Origin of the sequence: Erythrobacter sp. GH1-10, assembly GCF_045363165.1 — a bacterium.
Lineage (GTDB): Bacteria > Pseudomonadota > Alphaproteobacteria > Sphingomonadales > Sphingomonadaceae > Erythrobacter.
The window spans coordinates 2743181-2768495 of the sequence record NZ_JBJFLP010000001.1; the positions used below are offsets into that span (position 1 = coordinate 2743181).

Consider the following 25315-nt stretch of genomic DNA (forward strand, 5'->3'; position numbering starts at 1 on the left):
AAAGGGCCGGAGCATCACGCCCCGGCCCCTTGTGATCCGCAATCAGAAGCGGGTTCGCAGCGACAACCGGTAATTCCGGCCGATCGCATTCCCGATGAACGGGTTGAAGCCGAGCGGCAATTGCGCCTGTGCCGGCTCCTCGTTGGTGAAGTTCTCGATGGAGCCTTGCAACTGCACATCCACTCCGGCCAGCTCGAGATCGAGCGTCACGGCTATGTCGTGCTGGGTGTAGGACCCGCTGACGACACCGTAATCGGTCGGCCCCTGCGAGGTCTGGAAGCACGGATCGACGTTGAGGCAACGATCGTCGAGCACGCCATCGATATAGGTCACCGTGTAGCGCACATTGACCGGCTCGAAATTGACGTTGGCGTAACCGTTGGCGCGCCATTCCGGTAGCGTGTTGGGATCGCGGAAGTAGTTTCCGAGCCCCACAGCGTCATAGGCCGGAAGGACCACGACGCCTTGCACCTCGAAATCGTCGAAAGCGTATTCGAGATTGTAGACCGCGTTGCCACCGAAAGAGAACATCAGGCTTTCGCCGATCGGAATGTCGACGTTGACTGCGAAATCAATGCCGGAGATGTCGACATCGGGGCCATTGACGAAATCGGTCCGCACGCGGCTGATATCGAGACCGGTGGTGGTGCCCTGAATACACTGGTTACCGCTGAAGGTTATGAGGCCGACAAGCGGGCTCGAACAGTCGACCGGCGCGGTGCCGGTGGTCTGGCCGTTGGCAACCAGGCTGGCAATCGCATCGCCCGGCGTCGTGGTGATCCGGTCTTCGAGATTGATCGCCCAGTAATCGACCGAGAAGGTCAGGTTCGCCCCGCCGAGATCACCATTGAAGATCGCGCCGATGTTGTAGGTCAGCGCGGTCTCCGGGCCGAGATCGGTCGGATTGCCGAATATGTCGAGCGACTTGAAGTTACCACCCGCGGCGGTGAAGCCCTGCAGCGCGGTCACCGAGTTGTCGGCAACGTCCGATGCAAGCGGGCCGCGGAAGGTTGTCCCGATCGAACCGCGCAGTGTCAGCCAGTCGGTCGCTTCGAAACGGAAAGAGCCCTTCGGATTGATCGTCGAACCGATCGGATCGCCATAATCCTCGTATCGGATCGCGCCGTTGACCTCGAGACTATCGGTGATCGGCAGGTTCACCTCCGCGAACAGCGCGTAGACATCCTGGTCGAGCTTCACCGGACGGAAACCGCCGAGGAAGATAAACGAGCCGACACCGTCGGTGGTCGTTCCGACGCAGCTCGTATCGCCTTCGATGAAGCACGGGTTGATGTTGAGGTTCGCTTCATCGTTGATCGGATCGCTGGTGTAGGTGTTGGTGCGGTACTGCGCACCGACGGCGAAGGCGACCGGGCCGCCTCCGAGCTCGAGACCTGTTTCACCCGACAGGACGATATCGAAAACGCCCTGACGCTCCTCATCGATGGTGCCGTTGCGGACCTGCAGCCAGCGGACCAGTTCGGGCGAGTTTTCCGCGCCCGGAACGTAGAACGGGTTCGCGATATTGAGCGTCGGGTTTTCGGGGCCCGCATTGGCGAACGGGTTGAACCATAGGCAGCCGTTTGCGCCGGGCGTTGCACCGGTGCAGTTGGGTCCGCCGAACCCGTTCAGCGCAGCTTGCAGCCGCGAGCCGATGATGCCGGGAGCGAAGGCCTCGCGATAGGATTCCCAATAGGTTCCGCCGATATCGAGCGTCAGCGTGTCGGACAGCCCGATCTCGAAACCGCCGCTTATCCGGAAGGCATCGTTCGTCGCTCCGCCACGTCCTGCACCGCGATCGGTATCGAGCGGATTGCCGAGATAGCCGAACGGGCGGAACAGCACATTGGTCACCGCAACGATCGGAGCCGTCGCCGAGCTTTGCGGCAGGCCGACCTGGTCGAGGAACGCCGGCAAGCCCGGGTTCAGCGGCGAAGTCGTGAACGCGCTCAGAAAGCCCGAGCCGTTCGGGCCCTGCGTCGGCGGAAAGGCAGGCGAATAATTGAGCGAGTCCAGTTCGCTGCGCGCCCAGAGCGCATCGGCCTGGAAGCGCACCTTGTCGCTCAAATCGGCGGTAAACTGGGCGAAAACCTGATAGCGGTCTTCATCCTCGACGATGTTGTCGAAGGGGATGAAGGTGAACCGGCAGATTCCACCGTCCTGAAAACCGCCGAGGTCGTTGCACCCGCGATCGGGCCGGACCTGCGTGTTGATGCCGCCGTCGAAATAGGTGACTGCGACGAGGCCGGGCGTCGAAAGTGCCGAATAGGCCGAGGGGTTGGTCGGATAATCGGTAGCGGTGTACTCGCGCGCCGTCGTCGGCAGTTCGGAACGGTGCTGGTATCCTGCGCCGATCACGAGATTGGCATCGCTGCCGAGGTTGAAGCCGGCCAGCGCGCTTACGCTGTAGTCGTCGTCCGACCCGTCGATGAAGGTGTAGTCACCCTGCAGTTCGACCCCGGTAAAGTCGCTGCGGGTGATGAAGTTCGCCACACCGGCGATCGCATCCGAACCGTAGGTCGAGCCTGCGCCGTCCTTGAGGATTTCGACACGCTCCAGCGCAAACAGCGGGATGAGCTGCGTATCGACGAAGCCGGCGCCCGGCGTCAGGATCGTGCGCTTGCCATTGAGCAGCACCAGCGTACGGGTCGGGCCGAGGCCGCGAAGGTTGATCGAGCCGACGCCCTGGAAGCCCTGAGCCGCTGTCGAGAACTGGTTGGTGTCACCCAGCACCGCGCCGACCGAAGGCAATTCCTTGATGAATTCGAGCGGGCTGTCGACGCCCTGCTTCGCAAGGTCGTCTGCGGTGAACACGTCCACCGGCAGCGCCGCGTCTTCGGGCGTGCCGCGAATGAGCGTACCGGTAACGACGATCGTGCGACCTTGCGTTTCGCTGGCGGCCGAATCCGCCTCTTCCTGATCCTGCGCGTAAGCAGAAACCGGTGCCGCAAGAAGCGCCGCGCCGAGCGCGCCGCGCGCAATAGTGCTGTAGAAAATGCTTTTCATGTCCTCTCCCCAGAGCAGGAATTACTCCCCGGCAGGACAGGTCATCGAATTGTGGCGGAATCCACTCATTCCGCCTGTCGTCGGCTTATGCCGATCTATATCTGGCCTCTCCCAACCGAGGGGCATACTGCGCTTATTAAATATCCATTTCAAGTGGAGAATGGGGATAGTCCGCACCGCCTTTCAAAGGGCTGTCGCACCGCACTCCAATATGAGGGTGAAAACCGGCGCGTCCCTGGCCGAGATCTTGCCGCGATACATTCGACCCAGGTCGTATGAAGCGTTGGCCGCTGCGCCGATCATCTGGGCCGCAACGAACGGATCGGGAGAAGCCGATCCACCGCTCTTGACGGCCGCGCTGATTTCGGACGCGAACCAGCGAAAGCTGCGCCTAGCCTGGGCGATAATCTTGGCCCTGTCCTCGGCACCGACGCTCGGAAGTGCAGAAGTCCTCAGCAGCGGGAACTTGCCCGCGAGCTGGTTGCTGACAACCGAATGCAGCACCGCCGAAACCCGGTCCTCCGGAGGCAGGTCGCGCCTGCTCGCCTGGCGCTGCCACTCGCTCAGGCGGGCCTCACTCTGCGCAAAACAGGCTTCGATGAGCTCCTGTTTCTCGGTGTGGTGATGATAGAAGCTACCCTTCGTCACGTTGAGCTCGGCGGCGATCATGTCGATCGCCATACCCCTCACCCCGTGGTCGCAGAGCAGCCGCGAGGCGGCGCGCAGATAAGCATCGCGGTCTACGCCCGGACCAGTCGTCGCCGCCAGCTTCACGAGGGACGGTCGCGCATCGGTTGAGGGCCGGATCCGGATGCCATGAAGATAGGTCTCGATCATCGCGTCGCGGACCCGCTCGAACATCCATTCTTCGTATTCGTCGATCCAGGCCGGGATCCAGAAGACGCTTTCCATCAGGAAATGCGCCGGGCCGAGTTGCAGGATCAGCCCGCCTTCTGCATCCGCCGTTTCGAGCATGGCGGACAGCCGCCGCAAGATGCCGTCATACTTCGCGCCGAGGCGGCGACGCCGGTCGAGCGAAAGCGCACGGATTTCGCCAAGCTGCGGTCGCCTGACAGCTTCTCCGCGACGCTCCAGTGCGTAGTGTTCGAGTTCAAGATCGAGGAAACGGGCGATCCGCTCACGCGTGCTGCCTTCGCGGCTGGCGACCTCGATCCGCGTATCGATCTGCTCCAGCGCTCGCTCGTAGAGCGCCTCGGCCAGCTCCTCCACATTGCCGAAGTAATACGCGATGCTGGGCCGCCGAAGTCCGATCTCCGCAGCGACTTCGGCAAGCCTAAGGCCCGACAGACCCGCACGATTGAGCACGCGCGCGCCGGCATCCAGAATGGTCTCGCGCTTTTCGATCCAGCGGGCTGTCCGAACGCCATCCATGTCGCCATGATGATGCAGGCAGGACCGAAGCGCAAGCTTCAGGCTGGACTTGGCGCGATCAGCGATCGCACGAAGGCAGCCATACCCGGATTATGAAAATTGCAGCAGAGGGCACTAGGGAAGGATTTCTTGCAGCAGCTCAGCGGGCGATCGGGATATCTCTGGTGGTCGCGCTGGAGCGCAGCCTACGCGTGATGGGCTCGATCTCAAGCCGCAGGCGGTGTTCGATATGGAGGCCATGGCCAGCGAGATCGACATGTTGGACGGCGAGCAGAGGAGGGTTCAGGCGGGCTTGGCGACCCCGTTTGCCAGCAGCCGGTTGATCGCCTCCGCGATCTCCTGCGAGGTGCGCGGGGTCTCGCCATCGCGGTCGGCCCAGACGACGTAGCGCAGGCCGACGAACACGTTCATTCCCATCACCGCCCAGGCCTCGAGCTCGCCAAGGCCGTCGCGCAACTCGCCCGTCTTCGAGCCCGCTTCGAGGCGCGACTGTATGCGCGATGCGATCGTCTCGTAGTGATTGCGATAGCTCGCGGGATCGACGAATTCGGCTTCGTCGATGATGCGGTAGATTTCCTTGTGCTCGCGCGCAAAATCGAGGAACGCGGCGAGCGCCGCCTGCTCGATTTCGAGCGCGCCCATGTCGTCCTTGAGCGCGGCTCGCGCGCTCGTTTTGACGTTGTCGCTCATATCGGCGACCAGCGCGCGGAACAGCGCGTCCTTGCTGTCGAAATAGGTGTAGAAACTGCCCAGAGCGACGCCCGCACGGCGGGTGATCGAACTCACCGAAGCTTCGTGAAACCCTTTTTCGCCGAATTCGATCGCCGAGGCGTCCAGCAACTTGCGCAGCGTCCGTCTCCCACGCTCGGTGCGCGGCGCCTTGCTGTCGTTTACCGCGCTTTCGGAAACCGCCATGCCCATCTCTCCCGGCGTCCTGACTAAGCAGCGAAAACGCTTCGCACAAGTCTAAACTTGAAAGTTGGTTCAACTTTCAATATTGCTCCTCTTCACACAGGTTTTTGGGAGAGGACCAACCTATGAATACGAAATTCGCCACCCGTGCCGCGCTGCTTGCCGGGTGCGCCGGCCTTGCCACTTTCGCCGCCCCCGCCATCGCGCAGGACAGCGAGGCGGAAGAAACCGAAGCCACTGTGACGACGCAGGGCAGTGGCATCATCGTCACCGCGCGGCGCCGCGAAGAAGCGTTGCTCGACGTGCCGCTTTCGGTGTCGGCGATCTCCGGCGAGGCGCTCGAACAGCAGGGCATCCAGGACATCACCCAGGTCGCCCAGCAAATCCCCAACATCACGCTCGAAGTCAGCCGCGGGACCAACACCACCCTCACCGCCTTCATCCGCGGCGTCGGCCAGCAGGACCCGGTCGCCGGGTTCGAAGCGGGCGTCGGTCTCTACGTCGATGACGTCTATCTCAACCGCCCGCAAGCCGCGGTGCTCGACGTTTACGATGTCGAGCGCATCGAGGTGCTGCGCGGGCCGCAGGGCACGCTCTACGGCCGCAACACGATCGGCGGGGCGATCAAATATGTGACCGCGCGGCTTCCCGACGATCCGAGCCTGTCGATCCGCGGCACTTATGGATCCTACGACCAGGCGGATGTCATCGTCACCGGATCGACCCCGCTTACCGACAGCCTCAAGATCGGGGCCAGCGGTGCGCGCCTCTCGCGCGGCGGCTTTGGCGAGAACCTCAATCTCGGCGTCGAGAACTACAACAAGGATGTCTGGGCAGCGCGCGGCACGATCGAATTCGACAACGGCCCGCTCTTCGTCCGCCTCTCGGGCGATTATGTGAAGGACAATAGCGAGGCACGGCAGGGCCATCGCCTGATCCCGGGCCTGTTCACTGGCGCACCGGTGCTCGACAGCGTGTTCGACACACGCGCAGGGTTGAACGTGGTCGATCAGGAGGTCGAGGCCTATGGCGGCGCGCTGAACATCGCGCTCGAGCTAAGCCCCGAACTGACGCTCAAGTCGATCACCGGTTATCGCGAGGACAAGTCGACGACGCCGATCGACTTCGACAGCCTGCCGGCAGCCGACCTCGACGTCCCGGCGATCTACGAGAACGACCAGTTCAGCCAGGAGCTGCAACTGCTTTACGAAGGCGACCGGCTTTCGGGCGTGCTCGGCTTCTACTATCTCGATGCGAGCGCATTCACCGCATTCGATGTGGCGCTGTTCACCACCGGCGACCTTATCAACTTGCCGGGCCTCAACGCGCAGACGCTGGGCGATGTCGGGACCGAAACCTGGTCGGTATTTGGCGATTTCACCTACGACATCACCGACACGCTGAGCGTTTCGCTCGGCGGGCGCTACACCAATGACAAGCGCACCAGCCGTGTGCTGCGCACAACCTTCATCGGCGGGTTCTCCGACCTGTTCATTCCCAACAGCCCGGCGATCCCGATCGCGGTCACCAGCGATTTCGAAGGCTCGGAAACCTTCGAGGATTTCAACCCGCGCGCCTCGATCAGTTTCAAGCCGACACCGGACCACAATATCTACTTCACCTACTCGCAGGGTTTCAAAGGCGGCGGCTTCGATCCGCGCGGGCAGACCTCTGCCGCACCCGATCTCGATGGCGATGGCGACGTGGATTTCGACGACCAGTTCGAATTCCTGCGCTTCGCCCCGGAAACGGTCGACAGCTACGAACTCGGGTGGAAGGCCTCGTTGCTCGACAACCGGCTCAACATCTCGCTCGCGGCCTTCCTCGGCCAGTACAGCGATGTGCAGATCCCCGGATCGGTCGGGCTCGACACCAACAATGACGGCGTCAACGACAGCTTCATCGGCATCACGTCGAACGCCGCCGATGCCGACGTCAACGGGATCGAGTTCGAAGGCAACGCTCTCGTTGGCCGCGACTTCGCAGGACCGGGCAGCCGCCTCAACGTCAACTGGTCGCTCGGCGTGCTCGATGCGAAGTTCAACACCTTCATCGACGCCTTCGGCAACGACGTCGCCGACCAGCGGGTGTTCCAGAACACGCCCGATATCACCGCGCATATGGGCTTCGTGCTCGGCGTGCCGGTGGCTGACGGGATGCTCGATTTCCTCGGGTCAGCCTCGCTGCGCGACGATGCGAGCCAGTTCGAAGTGCCCAACCCGTTCCTCGACCAGGACAGCTTCGTGCTGGTCGATGCCAGCATCGTCTACACGCTCGACAGCGGGCTGTTCTCGATCGGTGTCCACGGCAAGAACCTGTTCGACAAGGAATATATCGTGGCGGGGTACAACTTCGTATCCGGGGGAACCGGCGGGGTGCCGTTCACGCCGACGCTCGGCCTCGAAGGAACGCTGACCGGCTTTTACGGCGACCCGCGGCGGGTGTTCGTCACCGCCGAAGTCAATTTCTGATCGCTGCTGCTCGAACACGAAGGGCCCGGCTCTCCTTTGCGAGAGCCGGGCCCTTTCGTTTCTTGGCCGGACTGGCTTAACCCGAGGCGCCAGCGCCCGATGCGGCGCCAGATCCGTTGGTTGCACCACCGGGAGGCGGGTTCACGACACCCGCATCGACCGCCTTTTTGGCGGTCTTGCTCCGCGCGCTCTTCGGTTTGGTCTGGAGCGCATCCTTCTGCTCGGGCGGCGTTTCGTCTTCCGACCGCTTGTCGAGATAGCGCTTCAGGACATATCCGCCCGCGCCGATCATCAGCATGGTGGGAATGCTGAAACGCGAAAGCACGAACGGGATCGCGGTTGCAACAGCGGCTCCGGCGGCACCCGCTGCCTTCGGGGCTTCGGGGGCGATTTTCGAGCCGATGGCGGCTCCGATAAGGCTTCTGAGCATGTGATTGATCTCCTTTGCTTATTGAACCGATAACCTGCCCCGATTGTTCCGGTATTGGCGTGATCCGCGCTTCGCCTCGCCGAGCTGGCAGCTCCCGCATCTTGGCACTTTCCATTGCCTCCTCGCTCGGGCATAGCGCAGCGCCATGCACGATATTCGCCTGATACGAGACGATCCCGAGGGCTTCGACGCGGCGCTGGCGCGGCGCGGGGCGGAGCCGATGGCCGCCAGGTTGATCGAGGCAGACGAGGTCCGCCGCGCGGCCGCGACCCGTCTTCAGGAATCGCAGAGCCGCCGCAACGAGGCCTCGAAGCTTATCGGCCAGGCCATGGGCAAAGGCGACACGGAAACCGCCGAAGCCCTGAAGGCGGAAGTTGCCGAGCTCAAGGAAACGCTGCCCGCCCTCGAAGACACCGCGCGCAATGCCGATCAGCAGCTCAAGGACCTGCTGGCGGTGGTCCCCAACCTGCCCGCTGCCGACGTACCTGACCGCGCCGACGAGGATGGCAATGTCGAGGTCTCGACCTGGGGCGAAAAGCGCGCGTTTGATTTCGAGCCCAAGGAACACGCCGACATCGCGCCTGCGCTGGGCATGGATTTCGAAACCGGCGCGAAACTCTCGGGCGCGCGGTTCACCTTCCTGCGCGGCGACATAGCCCGTCTGCACCGCGCGCTGGGACAGTTCATGATCGACCGGCAGACGCGCGACAATGGCTACACCGAATGCAACCCGCCGGTGCTGGTCAGGGACGAGGCAATGTACGGCACCGACAAGCTGCCGAAGTTTGCCGAGGACAGTTTCCGGACGACCGACGACCGCTGGCTCATCCCCACCTCGGAAGTCTCGCTGACCGCCAGCGTCATGGGCGAAATCCTCGACGAGAGCGCGCTGCCGATGCGGCTCACCGGGCTCACGCTGTGCTTCCGCTCCGAGGCCGGTGCCGCAGGCAAGGACACGCGCGGCTTCATCCGCCAGCACCAGTTCGAGAAATGCGAGCTCGTCAGCATCGTCAAGCCCGAGGATTCCGAAGCCGAACATCAGCGCATGCTCGAAGCCGCTCAGTCCATTCTCGAAGCGCTTGAGCTGCCTTACCGCACCGTTCTGCTGTGCACCGGCGACATGGGGTTCGGAGCGCGCAAGACTTTCGATCTCGAAGTGTGGCTGCCCGGACAGGGCGCCTATCGCGAGATCAGCTCGTGCTCGAACACCGGGGATTTCCAGGCGCGGCGGATGAACGCGCGCTACCGCCCCGAAGGCGAGAAGAAGACCGAGTTCGTCCATACGTTGAACGGCTCCGGCCTCGCAGTCGGGCGCACGCTCGTCGCGGTGATCGAGAATTACCAGCAAGCCGATGGCAGCGTGGTGGTCCCCGAAGCGCTCGCGCCCTATATGGGTGGCGTGACCAAGCTTGAACCTGTCTCGTAATGCGTATCCTCCTCACCAATGACGACGGCTATCACGCACCCGGTTTCGAGGTCCTCGAGACGATCGCGCGGCAGTTTTCGGACGACATCTGGGTTTGCGCGCCTTCGGAAGAACAATCGGGTGCCGGCCATTCGCTGACGCTCCACTATCCCGTGCGGCTCCAGCAATTCGCCGAGCGCCGTTTCGCGGTGACCGGAACTCCAACCGACAGCGTGATGATGGGCCTGCGCGAAGTGCTCGACGAACCGCCCGACCTCATCCTGTCGGGGGTCAATCGCGGCGCCAACCTCGGCGACGACATCACTTACTCCGGCACCGTCTCCGCCGCGATCGAAGGCGCGCTGGCTGGCGTGCGCTCGATTGCGCTGAGCCAGGTCTACAGCCGCGAAACGCTCAAGAGCGATGAACCCTTTGCTGCTGCGCTCGAATGGGGCCCCAAAGTGATCGCGCCGCTGCTCGATGCGCCTTTCGCCGACCGTACGCTGGTCAATATCAACTTCCCGCCGCGCGCCGCCGCCGATGTGAAGGGCATTCGCGTCGTGCGACAGGGCTTTCACGACTATTCGCGCGGCTCAATCGTCGAGGGCACCGATCCTCGCGGGCACCGCTATTTCTGGTTCGGCCTCCACGCGATCGAACACACGCTCGACCACGGAACCGATCTCGAAGCGATCGACGAAGGCTATGTCGCGGTGACGCCATTGCAACTCGACCTGACGCACCATTCCTCGCTCGACGCGATGGCGCAACGGTTCGAGGGGTAAGGCGCAAGGCGAATGGCACTGCTCGATCACGACCGGTTAAAGAAGTCCAAGCCCGGAACTGCCCCGCGCGCCAGGAAGGGTTTTAAACCGCTTCGCCGCGCCGTGAGAATTCCGGTCTGGGGCGATCTCAGCATCCGTATGGGTGCGGCCCTGTTCCTGATCGGCATGGTGGTTCTGATCCACTGGTTCGACCGCGGCGGCCTGACCGACAGCGTCGATGGCGAGGTGAGCTTCCTCGACGTGGTTTATTTCACCATGATCTCGATCACGACAACCGGTTTCGGCGATATCGCGCCGGTGACCGACCGCGCAAGGCTGGTCGAGGCGCTGATCGTTACCCCGGTCCGGTTCGCGGTCCTCTTCATCTTCGTGGGCACCGCCTACAATTTCATCATCAAGCGCAGCTGGGAGAAATGGCGCATGTCGCAAATCCAGGAAAAACTGTCCGACCATGTCGTCGTTCTGGGTTACGGTGTGTCCGGCTCGCAGAGCGTCGAGGAATTGATCGAGCGCGGGATCGATGCCCGCAAGATCGTGGTGGTCGATCCGCACGAGGACCGCCTCAACGAAGCCGAAAAGCTCGGCGTCAACGTGATGGCGGCCGACGCGACGCGCGACGAGACGCTGAAGGCCGTGCGGATCCAGGAAGCGCAGACCGTGCTCGTTTCGGCCGGACGCGACGACACCTCGATCCTGATCGTGCTCACCGTACGACACCTCGCCCCGAAAGTGCCGATCAGCGTGGTCGTGCGCGCCGACGACAACGAACTGCTCGCGCGGCAGGCGGGAGCGAACAACGTCATCAACCCGGTGCGCTTCACCGGCCTGCTGCTCGCCGGGTCGGCCAGGGGCGCACACATTTCGGACTATCTCGCCGATCTTGCCTCGGTCACCGGCCGGGTCCAGCTGGTCGAGCGGGTCGTGACCGAGGACGAATGTGGCAAGACGATCACGGAACTCAGCAGCGGGGGCCGCGGGCTGCGGCTCTATCGCAACGGACGCGCCATCGGGTTCTGGGAAGAAGAGTGCCAGAGCCTCCAGCCGGGCGATGTCGTGGTCGAAATCGTCCCGACCGAGAACGGCACGTCGAAGGGCGACGATGCGTCCGATCTCGACTAGGCAGGCCAGCCTTACCTGAAGAGCAGGAACACCCCGCCCATCGCCGCCATCCCGAACAGGAAATGCCCGGCGTCGATCAGGAAATGCATGAAGGTCTTGCGCAAGTAGAGATAGTTGATCCCGATCGCCGGGATCATGATCCCGACCGCGAAGCCGACCGCCATCATTATCACCACGAAAGGTGCGGGATCGGTGCGCGCGACGAGGTGCCACAGGACCATCGCAATCAGCATTTCGAACAGGAAGGTGAGCCCGAAGATCAACGCCATATTGCCCGACTGGACCTGCTCGTCGGTCATCCCGACGGCCTTCTGCCAGGCCTTGCCGAAGATCACTCCGTACCACAGCGCGCCGACCACGAAGAACGCCGCTGCGCCCGCGAGCACCGGCCACAATGCAAAGTCCGCCATAATCCGATCCCTCCTTTGATGCGGGAGGAGCTAGCGCAATGCGCCGCACAGGTGTAGGGGGCCGCGCAAGATGAATACCCCCACCGCCCTCCCGGACCAGAAGAAGGTCGGCATGGTCTCGCTCGGTTGCCCCAAGGCGCTGGTCGATTCCGAGCGCATCCTCACACGGCTGCGCGCCGATGGCTATGCGATGTCCCCCGACTATGCGGGCGCGGACGTCGTGCTGGTCAACACCTGCGGCTTCCTCGATTCCGCCAAGGAAGAGAGCCTCGCGGCGATCGGCGAAGCCATTTCCGAGAATGGCCGCGTGATCGTGACCGGCTGCATGGGCGAAGAAGCCGACGCGATCCGCGCGGCGCATCCGCAGGTGCTCGCGGTCACCGGCGCGCACCAGTACGAGCAGGTAGTCGAGGCGGTGCACACCCACGCCCCGCCCTCGCAAGGTCCGTTTGTCGACCTGATCCCGCAACCCGATATCAAGCTCACGCCGCGGCACTACAGCTACCTCAAGATTTCCGAGGGCTGCAATCACTCCTGCGCCTTCTGCATCATCCCGCAACTGCGCGGGAAGCTCGCCAGCCGCCGGATCGATGCGGTGCTGCGCGAGGCGGAGAAGCTCGTTGCGGCGGGCACCAAAGAACTGCTCGTCATCAGCCAGGACACCTCGGCCTACGGCGTCGATATCCGCCACGAGGCGAGGCCATGGCCAAGGGGACAGGACGCTCGGGAGGTGCGCGCGCACATGACCGATCTTGCCCGCGAACTTGGCCAGCTGCGCACCGCCGAGGGCCACGCGCCGTGGGTGCGGCTGCACTATGTCTACCCCTACCCGCATGTCGACGCAGTCATCCCGCTGATGGCCGAGGGGCTGCTGACCCCGTATCTCGACATCCCGTTCCAGCACGCGGCGCCGTCGGTGCTCAAATCGATGAAGCGCCCGGCGAACGAAGCCAAGGTGCTCGAGCGGCTCAAGGGCTGGCGCGCAATCGCGCCCGACATCACCATCCGTTCCTCTTTCGTCGTCGGCTTCCCCGGCGAGACCGAGGAGGATTTCCGATACCTCCTCGACTGGCTCGAGGAAGCCCAGCTCGACCGTGTCGGTGCGTTCCGCTTCGAGCCGGTCGAAGGCGCCGCCGCGAACGACCTCCCGAACGCGGTGCCCGAAGCGGTCAAGGAAGAACGCTACGCCCGGCTGATGGAAGTGACCGAGCGGATCAGCGCCGCGAAGCTCGCCGCCAAGATCGGCCGCACGCTGCCCGTCATCATCGACGAGGTCGGCGAGCCCGACGAAGACGGCGACATCGGTGCAACCGGCCGATCACAGGCCGACGCCCCCGAGATCGACGGCGCGGTGTACCTGCGCAACGTGCCGGAAACGCTCGCCCCCGGCGACATCGTGGAAGTCGCGGTCGAAGACGCCGACGCGCACGACCTGTTCGGGGTGATCGCGGACTAGCCCTTCCGCAAAGGTGACGAAGTTGACACTGTGTCAACCGCCGATTTGGTCTTTTTTCCTCGTGTAATCAGATGGTTGTGCCGAGAATACGAAGTTGACACTTTGCCCGATGAAATTTTCGCACGGTGCAGTATTCTCGCTTCGATCGACGTGAAGCAACCCTAACGCCCCACCGCGGAGTAGGAAAACGCCGCGGGACGCTCTCAATCCGCAGCCAGTTCCTTACGCCGCAGGGTGGCCCGCGGAACAAGCTCGGTTGGCAGGTCGCGATAGTGCTTGCCCAGCTCGGCTGCGAGTTCGGGGCGGTCGGACAGGAGGTCCGACGGATCGGGCGTGGCCGGGCTCGCGGTGTAGAACAGGTCGAGATCACTCGATGCCAGTGCGCCGATGGCCGCCTCGCGGTCGTCCTCGCTCTTCAGGCCCTTCAGCAGCATCGCCGCCGCTTCATCCTCTTCGCCGGCACAGATGAGCCCGACAATCGCCATGCCGAGCGCCTCGGAGGCGTTTTCGCGCAGAAATTCGAGTTCGGGCGCAACCTCGTTCTCGCGGCCCAACGCCATCAGGCCGCAGGCATGATCGCGCGCGATGATCATCCGGGCATAGGTCGTACCGTAATCCTCGGCGACCTTGCGAGCGAGGGCTGCGGCTTCGAGACCTTCATCCCAGCGTCCCTGCCCGACGAGGCGCGAACCGCGGTTGATCACGAAGTTGACGACCCAATCGTGCTGCTCGGGTGCATAGGACGCAAGCTGGTCGAACACCGCATCCGCCTTTTCGGGCTGGCCCAGTGAATCATAGGCATAGGCTTCGATGTTTAGCGCCCAGGCGTCGCCTTCCTCGATCCCCTCGCCGTCTGACTCGCGCTCGCGCCACTGCTGCGCAAGTTCGATCGCTGCCTCGAATTGACCGTTGAAGTGCAGCATGTAGGCATAGTTCGAAAAGCTGTCGCGGTTGGCGGGATCGGCCTCGAATTCGGCCTTTGCCTTCGCAACGGCTTCTTCGCCCACGCGGACCAGATTGGGTCCGGCTCGCTCTGCAATGACCGGCCAGAGTGCTTCGTAATCCCTGTCGATCAGCAGTTCGATATAGGTTTGGGGGCTGGCGAGTTCGGACAACAGATCGCGGGCGAGCGCCTCGTCGCCGCGTCGGACTGCCGCTTCGAAAGCCGTGGTGGCCACCGACTCCCGATACTCCAGCGGGATCGATTCGAACTTCCCCTCGCTCCACCAGCGCAGGGCGATATCCTCAATCTCTTCCACCCGGTCGGCTTCATCGAAGGCCCGGTAGATTCCCCAGAATCCTTGGTTGTCGATCTCGCCGAAATCTTCTCCGTCGAAGCCTGCAAACAGGTCGCGCAATGCGTCGATGTCCCCGGCGCGCCGCAGGACATAAAGCCTTAATCCAAGATACTCGATTCCGAGCGCATCGAGCTTGTCCAGGGCGGTAATCGCGTCGCCAAATCGCTCCTGCTGCTCGGCACACAGCGCACTCGCGAAGAACTCCGCGCGCTTGACCGCGACATCTTCAGGAGCCGCCCGGGACATGTACTGCGTGATCGGCACGCCGAAGGTGCAGGGTTCCCTGATCCAGCGGTTACCGGTTTCCTGATACATACTGAACACGTCCTGCGGACGCATCCCGCTGAAATCGGCGATTTCCGGTTCGCTGTCCTCTTGAGCAAAGGCCGGCGTTGCCAGCGTTCCTGCCGCGAAAACGGTCGTAAGAATCGCGCGCGCGCCTGCGCGGAAAATGGACATGTGCGGACCCCTGAAATCGTTCGGCAATATTCGCCGCCTTGTCGCGTCTAAGCTTCCAAAAGGAAAGGGCTTTCTAACTGCTCCCGCGTACCAGCAGCTTCACCGGAACGCGGCGCACGCTGGGGGCATCGCCCTCTTCGGCGCCCGCCACCGCCTCGACCAGCAGCCGTCCGGCCTGGTCGAGATCGGGCTCCACCGTGGTCAGCGGCGGCGCGGTCATCTCGCTTGCCGGGATGCCGTCGAACCCGACCAGCCTGACGTCATGGGGCATTGCCTTCCCGGCGGCCTGAAGCGCTTCCATCACGCCGAAAGCCAGCGCGTCGCAGACCGAAAAGATGCCGTCGAACTCGGCCCCGCTTTCGAGCAGCGCCTCGGTCGCCATGCGGCCCTGCGCACGGCGTTCGCCGCCCGGCTCGATCGAGGCGAGCGTGGCGGTGGCGCCGAGCTCTTGGGCGCGGGCGATGAAGGCATCGACCCGCTCTGCGAACTGGCGCTGCACGCTGGTGCGCGAGCCGACGCAAACGAGGTTCCTGCACCCGCGCTCGACAAGGTGTTCCGCAGCCAGCAGCGCGCCGGCCTCGTTGTCCGAGGAGACCCAGTCGAGATCGCCGAGCGGCGATCCCCAATATGCGACCGGCTGGGTGGTCTCGCCGATCTTGCGGAAATAATCCCACGCTGTGCGGTTGGCGGTGGTGCCGATCACGATCATGCCTTCGGCCTGCCCGCGTTCGACATAATGGCCGAACAGCTTGTCTTCGTCCGATTGCAGCGAGACCAGCACTTCGAGCCCGCGCTCCGATGCGGCGGCACAGATCCCGCCGAGCAGCGCATAGGAGAACGGATTGACGTCCCGCGCCCGCCCGCCGGGTTTGCAGATCACCACCGTTGCAAGCGTGCCGGTGTGTCCGCGCCGAAGCCGCGCGGCGCGCTCGTCGACGAAATAGCCGAGTTCCTGTGCCGCGTTCAGCACCTTTTCGCGGGTTGCCTCGCTGATCACCGAGGAACCCGAAAGTGCGCGGCTGACGGTCGACTGGCTGACGCCGGCGCGTTCGGCCACATCGAAGCTCGTCACCCGCAGCGGTTTGCGCGGTGTTTCCATCTCCTGCCCTCTCCTGTGGGGCCGCTGGTGCCCCGCCCTCTTGAATAGCTATGCAGCGCTATGGCCGACAATGGCGCATCGCGCTAGGACTGTGGCAAACTGCTGGAAATTCGGGTGAGAACCTGTCTGGATTAAAAGGGGATCCGTTACATGGCCGCTGCGGCTAATTCTGCTGACCGACTGCTGCTGTTCGGCGCAACCGGCGACCTGGCGCGGCGCATGCTGCTGCCGAGCCTGTGCGCGCTCGATGCCGACGGCTTGCTGGCCGAAAACCTCAGGATCGTCGGCACCGCGCGCAGCGAGATGACCGATGGCGAGTTTCGCAACATGGCGCGCGAGGCGCTGGAGAAATTCCTGCCCGCCGAACGTCGCGGCAGCATGGCGCATTTTCTCAACCGGCTGCACTACCAGGCGCTCGATGCGACCACGCTCGAAGGGTATGAGGAACTGGCCAAGAAGGTCGGCCCGTCGACCAGCGCGGACGCCGACGGCGGCCTCGCGATCTTCCTGTCGACCGCGCCGAGCCTGTTCGGCCCGACCATCGCCGGATTGCAGCATGCCGGGCTTACCGGAGACCACGTGCGGATCGGGCTCGAAAAGCCGCTCGGCACCGATCTCGAAAGCAGCTGCGCGATCAACGATGCGGTGGCGGGTGCTTTCAGCGAGGACCGGATTTTCCGGATCGACCATTATCTCGGCAAGGAGACGGTGCAGAACTTGCTGGCGCTGCGCTTCGCCAATATCCTGTTCGAACCGATCTGGAATTCGAATTATATCGAGCATGTCCAGATTACCGTCGCCGAAACGGTCGGCCTGGAATCGCGCGTCGCCTATTACGACGACAGCGGTGCGCTGCGCGACATGGTGCAGAACCACATGCTGCAATTGCTCGCACTGGTGGCGATGGAGCCGCCGACCAGCTTCGATGCCACCGCGGTGCGCGACGAGAAGGTCAAGGTGCTGCGCGCGCTGCGCAAGGTCGGCGCGAGCGAGACGGTGACCGGCCAGTATCGTGCGGGCGCCGTCGATGGCGAGGCCGTGCCCGGCTATGACGAGGAGCTCGGCAAGGACAGCGACACCGAAACCTTCGTTGCCCTGAAAGCCCATGTCGACAATTGGCGCTGGAAGGGCGTGCCGTTCTACCTGCGCACCGGCAAGCGCCTGCCCGAACGCGTGACCGAGATCGTGGTCAAGTTCCGCTGCGTGCCGCACTCGATCTTCGAGGCGACCGGATCGGGTCTCAGTCCCAACCAGCTGCTGATCGGGATCCAGCCGGAAGAGAACATCACGCTGTCGCTCATGGCCAAGGTGCCCGGCCTCGGGGTGGAAGGCGTGCGGCTGCGCGAAGTGCCGCTCGAAATCACCATGCCCGATGCCTTCGTCGGCCAACACCGCCGGATCGCGTACGAGCGCCTGCTGCTCGACCTGATCCACGGCGACCAGACGCTGTTCGTGCGCCGCGACGAGGTCGAGGCGCAGTGGCAGTGGGTCGATGCGATCCGCGAGGTGTGGGACGACAACGAGATCAAGCCCAAGACCTACAGCGCAGGCTCGTGGGGTCCGAGCGCCGCGATCGCGCTGGCCGAACGCGACGGAGTGAGCTGGCATGAGTAATCTCAACGACACGATCCACCGCGTGACCCAGCGGATCATCGGCAATTCGCAGGGCCCTCGCGGGAGCTATCTCGAACTGATGCGACGCGAGGCCGATCGCAAGCCCGAGCACAAGGACATCGCCTGTTCGAACCTGGCGCATGCCTTTGCGGGGGCGCTCGAGGACCAGTCGGCGATGAAGAAGGGTGGAACGCCCAATATCGGCATCGTCACCGCCTACAATGACATGCTCTCGGCGCATCAGCCCTATGGCCGGTACCCTGAACGCATGAAGGTCTATGCGCGCGAAGCCGGAGCCACCGCGCAGGTCGCGGGCGGCACTCCGGCGATGTGCGACGGGGTGACGCAGGGCGAAGACGGGATGGAACTCTCGCTCTTCAGCCGCGACGTGATCGCGCTCTCGACCGGCGTCGCGCTCTCGCACCAGATGTACGACGCGATCGCCTGCCTCGGCATTTGCGACAAGATCGTGCCGGGCCTGCTTATGGGCGCATTGCGCTTCGGCCACCTGCCCGCAATCTTCGTCCCCTCCGGCCCGATGCCGAGCGGGATTTCGAACAAGCAGAAGCAGGAAACCCGCCAGAAATACGCCGCCGGAGAGATCGGGCGCGACGAATTGCTCGAAAGCGAGCTTGGCTCCTACCACTCCCCTGGCACCTGCACCTTTTATGGCACAGCCAACTCCAACCAGATGATGATGGAGATGATGGGGCTGCACATTCCGGGCAGCGCCTTCGTACAGCCGGGGACCAAGCTGCGGCAGGCGCTCGACCGCGCGGCGGTGCAGCGGCTCGCCGAACTGGCGGGCACCAAAACGCGCACGCTGGCGCAAGTCGTCGACGAAAAAGCGATCGTCAACGCGGTGATCGGCCTGCTCGCCACCGGCGGATCGACCAACCATGCGATCCACATCCCCGCGATGGCACGCGCCGCCGGTATCATCATCGACTGGAACGATGTCGCCGAGCTTTCCAGCGTCGTGCCTTTGCTCGCGCGGGTCTATCCCAACGGTTCGGGCGACGTGAACCACTTCCACGAGGCGGGCGGCATGTCCTACGTCACCCGCACGCTGCTCGACGAGGGTCTCGCGCATGCCGACATCCTCACCGTGTGGGACGGCGGGATGGAAGCCTACACCGCCGAACCGGTGCTGGGCGACGGCGACAATCTCGACTGGTCGCCGGTCACCGAAAGCCGCGACGACACCATGCTCCGCCCCGCCAGCGATCCGTTCCAGCCCGATGGCGGAATGCGACTGGTCAAGGGCAACCTCGGGCGGGCGTGCTTCAAGTCCTCGGCGGTCGCGAGGGAGCGCTGGACGGTCGAAGCACCGTGCCGCGTGTTCGAGAACCAGAAGGATGTCGTCACCGCTTTCAAGGCGGGCGAACTCGACAAGGATGTGGTCGTCGTGGTCCGTTTTCAGGGACCGCGCGCCAACGGCATGCCCGAACTCCACTCGCTCACGCCCTCGCTCGCGGTGCTGCAGGATCGCGGCCACAAGGTCGCCCTGGTCACCGATGGCCGCATGTCCGGCGCATCGGGCAAGGTCCCAAGCGCGATCCACTGCACGCCCGAAGCGCTCGGCGGCGGCCCGCTCTCGCTGCTCGAGGATGGCGACGTGGTGAAGGTCTGCGCCGAAACCGGCGAGCTTTCGACCCAAGCCGATCTTGCAGGGCGCACTCCGGCTCCGGACCCGCAGCCCGACTGGGGCGTTGGTCGGGAGATGTACCGCATGCTGCAACTCCACGCCGACGGCGCCGAAAAGGGCGCTTCGGCCATGCTCGCCAGCGCGGGGCTTTAATCCCGTGGGCGCTGCGACAAAGATCGTTGCGGTCGATATCGGCGGCACCCATGCCCGCTTTGCGATTGCCAGTATCGCCGAGGACGGCGCAATCACCCTCGACGAGCCGATCACGCTGCACACAGAAGACCACGCCAGCTTCCAGACCGCCTGGGAGGATTATCGCGAACGCATGGGCGGCAGCCTGCCCGATGGCGTCGCGATGGCGGTCGCCGGGCCGGTGAACGACGAGATCATCCGCTTCACCAACAACCCGTGGATCATCCGTCCGCCGCTGATCGCCAGCAAGCTGGGCTGCTCGAAATACAAGATCGTCAACGATTTCGAAGCGGTGGCGCATGCCGCTGCGCGCGCGCCGACAGACGAGTTCATCCATCTCGCCGGACCCGATACCGATTTGCCCGAACGCGGCACGATCAGCGTGCTCGGCCCCGGCACCGGGCTCGGCGTCGCCTATTTCTATCGCCGCCCCGATGGCACCTACCGGGTGCAGGCGACCGAAGGCGGGCACGGCGACTTCGGCCCGGTCGACGCGATCGAGGACGCAATCCTCGCCCGGCTGCGCAAACGCCACACCCGCGTTTCGGACGAACGCGTCGTCTCGGGTCCCGCGATCGTCGATATCTATCAGGCGCTCGCCGCGATGGAGGGCCGTGCGGTCAAGGACGTGACCGATATCGAGATCTGGACCGCGGGGATGGATGGTTCGGACAGCCTCGCCTCCGCCGCTGTCGACCGCTTCTGCCTCGCGCTAGGCTCGGTCGCGGGAGATATAGCGCTGGTCCAGGGGGCAAAAGGCGTCGTGATCGCGGGCGGTCTTGGTTACCGGATCCGCGAAACTATCAAGACTTCGGGCTTCGCCTCGCGCTTTACCGCTAAGGGGCGCTTCGCCGGATTGATGGCGACTTTGCCGGTCAAGCTCATCACCCACCCCCAGCCCGGCCTGCTCGGTGCGGCGGCGGCCTATGCACAGAAATTCCTCGGAGCCCCAAGCACATGACACTGCCGCTCAAGACCACCGCCGATCTCAGCGCGCGCCTGCAGGAGCTTCACGCCCGCACCCGCGAGACCCCGCTGTTCAACCCGGTGTTCCAGCTCGGTCTGGACTTGTCGCGCGCGCTCGAGGCAGGCGCAACCGATCTCGATGAACTGGAAGCGTTGGTCGAGGAGCTCGAATGCGCAGGGCTCGAAGCGCGCGCCTCGCGGCTGCAGCGGCTGGTTTCACCGGTTGCACCGCAAGCCAATCACGACGCGTTGGCCAAGGTGCTGGCCGCGACCGGCGATTTCGACGAGTTTCGTGCGCAGTGGGAATCGCCCCGGCTTCACGCGGTTTTCACCGCCCACCCCACCTTCCTGATGACGCCGGGCCAGACCGCCGCTGTGGCCGAAGCTGCGAGCCAGGACGGCCCGATCACCCGCGCGGTGTGCGCGGTCGACGGCAGCGAGCGCCCGGCAATCACGCTCGATTACGAGCATGGCGAAGTGATGAAGGCGCTCGCCAACGCGCAGGATGCCCGTGCGAAGATCGTGCAGGCCACGCTGGCGCATGCGGCCGAGGCCTGGCCGAGCAAATGGTTCGATCTCTCGCCGCTGCCGTTCCGGTTCGCGACCTGGGTCGGATACGACATGGACGGGCGCACCGACATCAAGTGGTACACTTCGATCCGCTTCCGGCTCGCCGAGAAAGCCGAGCGGCTGCGGCGCTTTGCCGACGACCTTGCCGCGATCGACGCCGAACATCAGCTGATAGAGCGGCTGCGGCTCGGCGCCGACCACGCTGGCCGCAGCGCCGAGGATTTCGGCGAGGATCTGTCCGAACCCGAAGCGCTGTCGCAGGCCGCCAACCGGCTGACCTACGAGCATCCCGACAAGCTGACCTCGCTCAAGGAAATCATTGCGCAGCTGGAAAGCGAGGCGCGCGACGCTGAAGACCGGGATCGCGCGATCGCCGTGAAGACTCTTGCCGCCTGCATGCGCTCAGACGGGCTCGGCATGGGGCACATCCATTTCCGCGTGAACGCCAAGCAGCTGCACAACGCGATCCGCAGCCACATCCCCGACGCGCCCGATCTCGATCTCGCCAGCAAAGGCGCGGTCGCGACACTGCGCAAGATGCTCGCGGGTCGCGAGCCGCTGCGCACCAATTTCGCCAGCCTCGCGATCGAAAGCTCGACCGCGATCCGGCAGTTCCTCGCGATGGCGCAGATCCTCGAGCATGTCGACGCCGACACCCCGATCCGCATGCTTATCGCGGAATGCGAGCAGCCTTCGACCGTGCTTGCCGCGCTCTATTTCGCGCGTTTGTTCGGGATCGAGGACATGGTCGACGTGTCGCCGCTATTCGAGACCGAAAGCGCGCTCGAGCACGGCGGGCGGTTCCTCGATGCGCTGTGCGTCGAGGAGCAATATCGCGACTATGTCCGCACCCGCGGGCGCGCCTGCATCCAGACCGGCTTTTCCGACGCCGGGCGCTTTGTGGGGCAGATTCCGGCAAGCCTAGCGATCGAGCGTCTGCAGGGACGCTTCGCGCAGGCGATGGCGAAGAACGACCTTGCCGATGTCGCGGCGCTGATCTTCAACACCCACGGCGAGAGCATGGGCCGCGGGGCGCATCCGGCGGGGTTCGAGGATCGTCTGACCTGGCCGATGAGCGCCTGGGCCCGCGACCGCTTCGCCAGCGAGGGCATCGCGCTTGAGCCCGAAGTGAGCTTCCAGGGCGGCGACGGATACCTGTTTTTCGCCCGCCCCGAACTGGCGCTCGCGACGCTGAGCCGGATCGCATGCGCACCACGCCACGATCCCGAGGCGGCTGAGGATCCGTTCTACAGCCGCACCGATCTCAGCCTCGATTTCTACCGCGCGATCCGCGCCCACCAGCGGCGGCACCTGCGCAGTTCGACCTATGCCCGCGCGGTGACCGCGTTCGGGCTCGGCCTGCTCAATTCCACCGGCAGCCGCGTTTCGCGCCGTCAGTCCGACATTTCCGCCGACCGCGACATGAACCTGCGCCAGATCCGCGCGATCCCGCATAACGCGATCCTGCAGCAGCTCGGCTATCCGGTGAACGTCATCTCCGGGATCGGCAGCGCGTCGGACGGCAATTACGAGGACATCGCCAGCCTGCTCGAATCGAGCCCGCGGGGGCGGCAGTTGATGGCGCTGGCGCGCGCTTCGAACGCGCTGGCAAGCATCAAGACGGTCGCCGCGCATGGCGAGCTGTTCAATTCCGCCTATTGGGCGAGCCGTCCCTATCGCGGAACCGAACCGCATCTTTCCGCCGCCTGCGAAACGCTGGCCGAATTCCTCACCAAGGACGATCGCACCGGAGTCTATCGCCGGCTCGCCTCGCGGCTGCGCGTCGATGCTCTCAAATTCTACCGCCTGCTCGACCTGCTGCCCGCCGAGGCGCATGACCGGGACCGCGAGAACACCCGCCGCATGATCGGCGCGGCGCAATCGGTGCGCCTGGCTTTGATGCAGCACATTTTCCTCAAAGCAGTGAGCGTGCCGGTGTTCAGCCGCGCCAACGATATCAGCCGCGAAGACGTGCTCGAAATGGTGTTCTCGCTCCGGATCGACGACGCGCTCGCGCAGATGCGCCGCGCCTTTCCGACGCATTTCCCCTCGCCCGACGATTTCGCGATGGATGAATCGGCGGACTATCCCGATGCGACCAGCGAAGGCTACGCGCAGATCGGGCGCGAATTCATCGACCCGATCGAGCGCGCCTACGCGCTGATGCTGCGGCTTTCGATTAGCATCGCCAACCAGTTCGGCGCGCATGGTTGATTGCTCCCGACGTTAACTCTTGTCCCGCCCGTTCGTCCCTTCGAGGGACGGCCTCCTGTTAGCCACTGGCAGCTAACGCCGATTCACGGCATAATGCGGTTATGAAAAAGGCACACGAGCATCTTCGTTTCGCCGCCGCGCTGGCGCTTTCGACGCTGGTGGGAGGCGCGAGTCTGGCCAACGGGCAGGACGCCGACGGCGCGATCCAGGCCATCGATCCGACGACCGGCGGGGAATCGCTGGTGGTCGATCCGAGCATGCCCACACCTTATGGCCCCGAAGCGCAGCCCGAAATCGAGCTGCCCGCTCTGCCCGGCGAGACCCCGGCTCTCGCCATCGCCGAACCGCTCGAGCAGCCCGCTCCGGCGCGCGCGCGTTCGATCGAAAGCAACGATCCGTTCGTGATCAAGAGCATCCTCCCGATCGAAGGCACGATCCGCTACGGCGAATGGTACTGGGATGAAAGCCGCGCGCCCGAGACCGGCAAGCTGGTGATGACCGTCGATCTCGATGCGCGCGTCATCAGCGTGTTCCGCAACGGCCACGAGATCGGCACGGCGGTGGCGCTACTCGGCACGCAGAAGCACCCGACGCCGCTCGGCACCTTCCCGATCCTGACCAAGGAGAAGGACAACATTTCCGAGAAGTACAACAACGCGCCGATGCCATGGACGCTGCGGCTGACATGGGACGGGATCGCGATCCACGGTTCGCCGGTGATCAACGGCTATGCCAGCCACGGCTGCATCGGCGTGCCCGATCCGTTCGCGGAAAAACTGTTCGCAATCGCCAAGCGCGGCGACCGGGTCATTATCACCCGCGGTCAGATGATCGGTCTCGGCGACAAGATCATCAGCTAGGTCGAGGAACGCGGCGGTTCGGGGGCGAAGCGCCAAACCCGCATCGTGATTCCCGTGCCTTCGAGCCGCTCGGTCCCGGGCACCGCCAGCACGCCTGCGAGCGAGGCGTTCTCGCCCTGCCACAACCGGTCGAACGCCCTCGCGGCCTCGCCGCGCGATGCCGTTCCCCCGAGTTCGGTGATGATCCGGCCAATCGTTTCGATCGCGACCGCGCGCGGGACATTGGCATAATAGCGAAAGCCGCGCCCCTGCTGATCGGAATCGGGCACGACATGAGTCTCCCAATCTTCCGCCGCGAACCATTCGATTGCCCGCCACGCGTCTTCGAGATGTTCGGCGCTTGCGGCGAGCATCGCCGGATCGATCCAGTCCTGTTCCTCTAGGAAGCGGCGGACCCGGGCCCGGTCGAACTGCTCGTCGGTATTGGACGGATCGCGGACCGGCTCGATCCCGGCTCCTGCGACGATCGCCTCAAGCTCGGTCTTGCGCCAGCGCAGCAACGGGCGAAACAGCGTGCCGCCCCAGCCGGGGATTTCGGCGGTCGAACGGATCCCTGCGAGCCCCGACACACCACTGCCGCGGTTGAGCCGCATCAGCAGCGTCTCGGCCTGGTCGTCGGCATGATGCGCGGTCATTACCGCGCTCACCCGCGCTTCGTCGTGCCACTGGCCGAGCGCGAGATAGCGCGCCGAGCGCGCATTGGCCTGGAGGTTGCCCTCGTCGACTTCCACCCGGATCGTCGTGTGCGCCACTCCCAGTTCGGCGCACAGCCCAGCGACGAAATCCGCCTCGGCCGCGCTTTCGGGACGCAAGCCGTGATCGATCGTCGCCGCAGCAATCCGGTCCGCTCCGCAGGCGGCATGCGCGAGCAAGAGCAGCGCAAGGCTATCGGGACCGCCGGACACAGCCACGCCGAGCCGCGCATCGGCAAAACCGGAGCGCGCGCAGTCGGCGCGAAACCGCGCAATCAGGTCAGGATGGATACCCGTATCAATCAGCGCCCCCTTGC

The 25315-nt window shown here is 64.4% G+C and carries 18 protein-coding genes; 10 read left to right on the forward strand and 8 right to left on the reverse strand.

The genetic code is table 11. From position 1 onward, the window contains the following. Positions 1 to 42 precede the first annotated feature (42 nt). The 3 genes from ACI5KX_RS13535 to ACI5KX_RS13545 all read right to left on the reverse strand — a co-directional run bounded on the left by ACI5KX_RS13535 (position 43) and on the right by ACI5KX_RS13545 (position 5313). Positions 43 to 3006 (reverse strand): TonB-dependent receptor domain-containing protein, encoded by a 2964-nt coding sequence (locus tag ACI5KX_RS13535; protein ID WP_406811182.1) that lies wholly within the window; start codon positions 3004 to 3006, stop codon positions 43 to 45. A 183-nt stretch (positions 3007 to 3189) separates the two neighbouring features. Continuing rightward, entirely contained in the window at positions 3190 to 4398 is a 1209-nt protein-coding gene (locus tag ACI5KX_RS13540) for a TetR/AcrR family transcriptional regulator (protein ID WP_406811183.1), read from the reverse strand. Positions 4399 to 4680: 282 nt separating this feature from the next. Further along, positions 4681 to 5313: a TetR/AcrR family transcriptional regulator gene (locus ACI5KX_RS13545; RefSeq protein ID WP_406811185.1), complete on the reverse strand. Its 633-nt coding sequence runs from the start codon at positions 5311 to 5313 to the stop codon at positions 4681 to 4683. Between the two features lie 122 nt (positions 5314 to 5435). On the opposite strand from ACI5KX_RS13545, the gene ACI5KX_RS13550 reads away from it, so the two are divergent. Beyond that, on the forward strand, positions 5436 to 7781 hold the full coding sequence (locus ACI5KX_RS13550) for a TonB-dependent receptor (RefSeq protein ID WP_406811186.1): 2346 nt from the start codon (positions 5436 to 5438) through the stop codon (positions 7779 to 7781). 76 nt (positions 7782 to 7857) lie between these two features. Here ACI5KX_RS13550 and ACI5KX_RS13555 read toward each other — a convergent pair whose 3' ends face one another. After that, entirely contained in the window at positions 7858 to 8211 is a 354-nt protein-coding gene (locus tag ACI5KX_RS13555) for a hypothetical protein (RefSeq protein WP_406811187.1), read from the reverse strand. 145 nt (positions 8212 to 8356) lie between these two features. Here ACI5KX_RS13555 and serS point away from each other — a divergent pair, with 145 nt between their 5' ends. From serS to ACI5KX_RS13570, 3 genes are read left to right on the forward strand one after another with little or no spacing between them, the layout of a single operon-like run. Beyond that, complete coding sequence (serS, locus tag ACI5KX_RS13560; protein ID WP_406811188.1) at positions 8357 to 9637, forward strand: serine--tRNA ligase; 1281 nt, start codon at positions 8357 to 8359, stop codon at positions 9635 to 9637. Beyond that, positions 9637 to 10401 carry a 5'/3'-nucleotidase SurE gene (surE, locus tag ACI5KX_RS13565; RefSeq protein WP_406811189.1) on the forward strand — a complete coding sequence of 255 codons (765 nt, stop codon included), beginning with the start codon at positions 9637 to 9639 and terminating at the stop codon, positions 10399 to 10401. Before serS ends, surE begins: the two co-directional genes overlap by 1 nt. A gap of 12 nt (positions 10402 to 10413) precedes the next feature. Next, positions 10414 to 11520, forward strand: a complete 1107-nt coding sequence (locus ACI5KX_RS13570; RefSeq protein ID WP_406811190.1) for a potassium channel family protein — start codon at positions 10414 to 10416, stop codon at positions 11518 to 11520. An 11-nt stretch (positions 11521 to 11531) separates the two neighbouring features. Here ACI5KX_RS13570 and ACI5KX_RS13575 read toward each other — a convergent pair whose 3' ends face one another. Further along, entirely contained in the window at positions 11532 to 11930 is a 399-nt protein-coding gene (locus ACI5KX_RS13575; protein WP_406811192.1) for a DUF1761 domain-containing protein, read from the reverse strand. Between the two features lie 70 nt (positions 11931 to 12000). Between ACI5KX_RS13575 and rimO the strand changes: the two genes are divergently transcribed. After that, positions 12001 to 13386, forward strand: a complete 1386-nt coding sequence (rimO, locus tag ACI5KX_RS13580) for a 30S ribosomal protein S12 methylthiotransferase RimO (RefSeq protein ID WP_406811193.1) — start codon at positions 12001 to 12003, stop codon at positions 13384 to 13386. A 203-nt stretch (positions 13387 to 13589) separates the two neighbouring features. On the opposite strand, the gene ACI5KX_RS13585 is transcribed toward rimO, so the two are convergent. Both ACI5KX_RS13585 and ACI5KX_RS13590 read right to left on the reverse strand, forming a co-directional pair. After that, positions 13590 to 15143, reverse strand: a complete 1554-nt coding sequence (locus tag ACI5KX_RS13585; RefSeq protein ID WP_406811194.1) for a hypothetical protein — start codon at positions 15141 to 15143, stop codon at positions 13590 to 13592. Positions 15144 to 15216: 73 nt separating this feature from the next. After that, positions 15217 to 16242 (reverse strand): LacI family DNA-binding transcriptional regulator, encoded by a 1026-nt coding sequence (locus ACI5KX_RS13590; protein ID WP_406811196.1) that lies wholly within the window; start codon positions 16240 to 16242, stop codon positions 15217 to 15219. A 150-nt stretch (positions 16243 to 16392) separates the two neighbouring features. Between ACI5KX_RS13590 and zwf the strand changes: the two genes are divergently transcribed. The 5 genes from zwf to ACI5KX_RS13615 all read left to right on the forward strand — a co-directional run bounded on the left by zwf (position 16393) and on the right by ACI5KX_RS13615 (position 24306). Beyond that, on the forward strand, positions 16393 to 17856 hold the full coding sequence (gene zwf, locus ACI5KX_RS13595; RefSeq protein WP_406811197.1) for a glucose-6-phosphate dehydrogenase: 1464 nt from the start codon (positions 16393 to 16395) through the stop codon (positions 17854 to 17856). Beyond that, a complete protein-coding gene (edd, locus tag ACI5KX_RS13600) occupies positions 17849 to 19657 on the forward strand; it encodes a phosphogluconate dehydratase (RefSeq protein WP_406811198.1) in 1809 nt (602 codons plus the stop codon). Before zwf ends, edd begins: the two co-directional genes overlap by 8 nt. A 4-nt stretch (positions 19658 to 19661) precedes the next feature. Continuing rightward, positions 19662 to 20657, forward strand: coding sequence for a glucokinase (gene glk, locus ACI5KX_RS13605; protein WP_406811199.1), 996 nt, complete (start codon positions 19662 to 19664; stop codon positions 20655 to 20657). Beyond that, positions 20654 to 23446, forward strand: coding sequence for a phosphoenolpyruvate carboxylase (locus ACI5KX_RS13610; RefSeq protein ID WP_406811200.1), 2793 nt, complete (start codon positions 20654 to 20656; stop codon positions 23444 to 23446). Before glk ends, ACI5KX_RS13610 begins: the two co-directional genes overlap by 4 nt. A 101-nt stretch (positions 23447 to 23547) precedes the next feature. Then, entirely contained in the window at positions 23548 to 24306 is a 759-nt protein-coding gene (locus ACI5KX_RS13615) for a L,D-transpeptidase family protein (protein WP_406811201.1), read from the forward strand. On the opposite strand, the gene tilS is transcribed toward ACI5KX_RS13615, so the two are convergent. Continuing rightward, on the reverse strand, positions 24303 to 25217 hold the full coding sequence (gene tilS, locus ACI5KX_RS13620) for a tRNA lysidine(34) synthetase TilS (RefSeq protein WP_406811202.1): 915 nt from the start codon (positions 25215 to 25217) through the stop codon (positions 24303 to 24305). The genes ACI5KX_RS13615 and tilS overlap by 4 nt on opposite strands. Positions 25218 to 25315 lie beyond the last annotated feature (98 nt).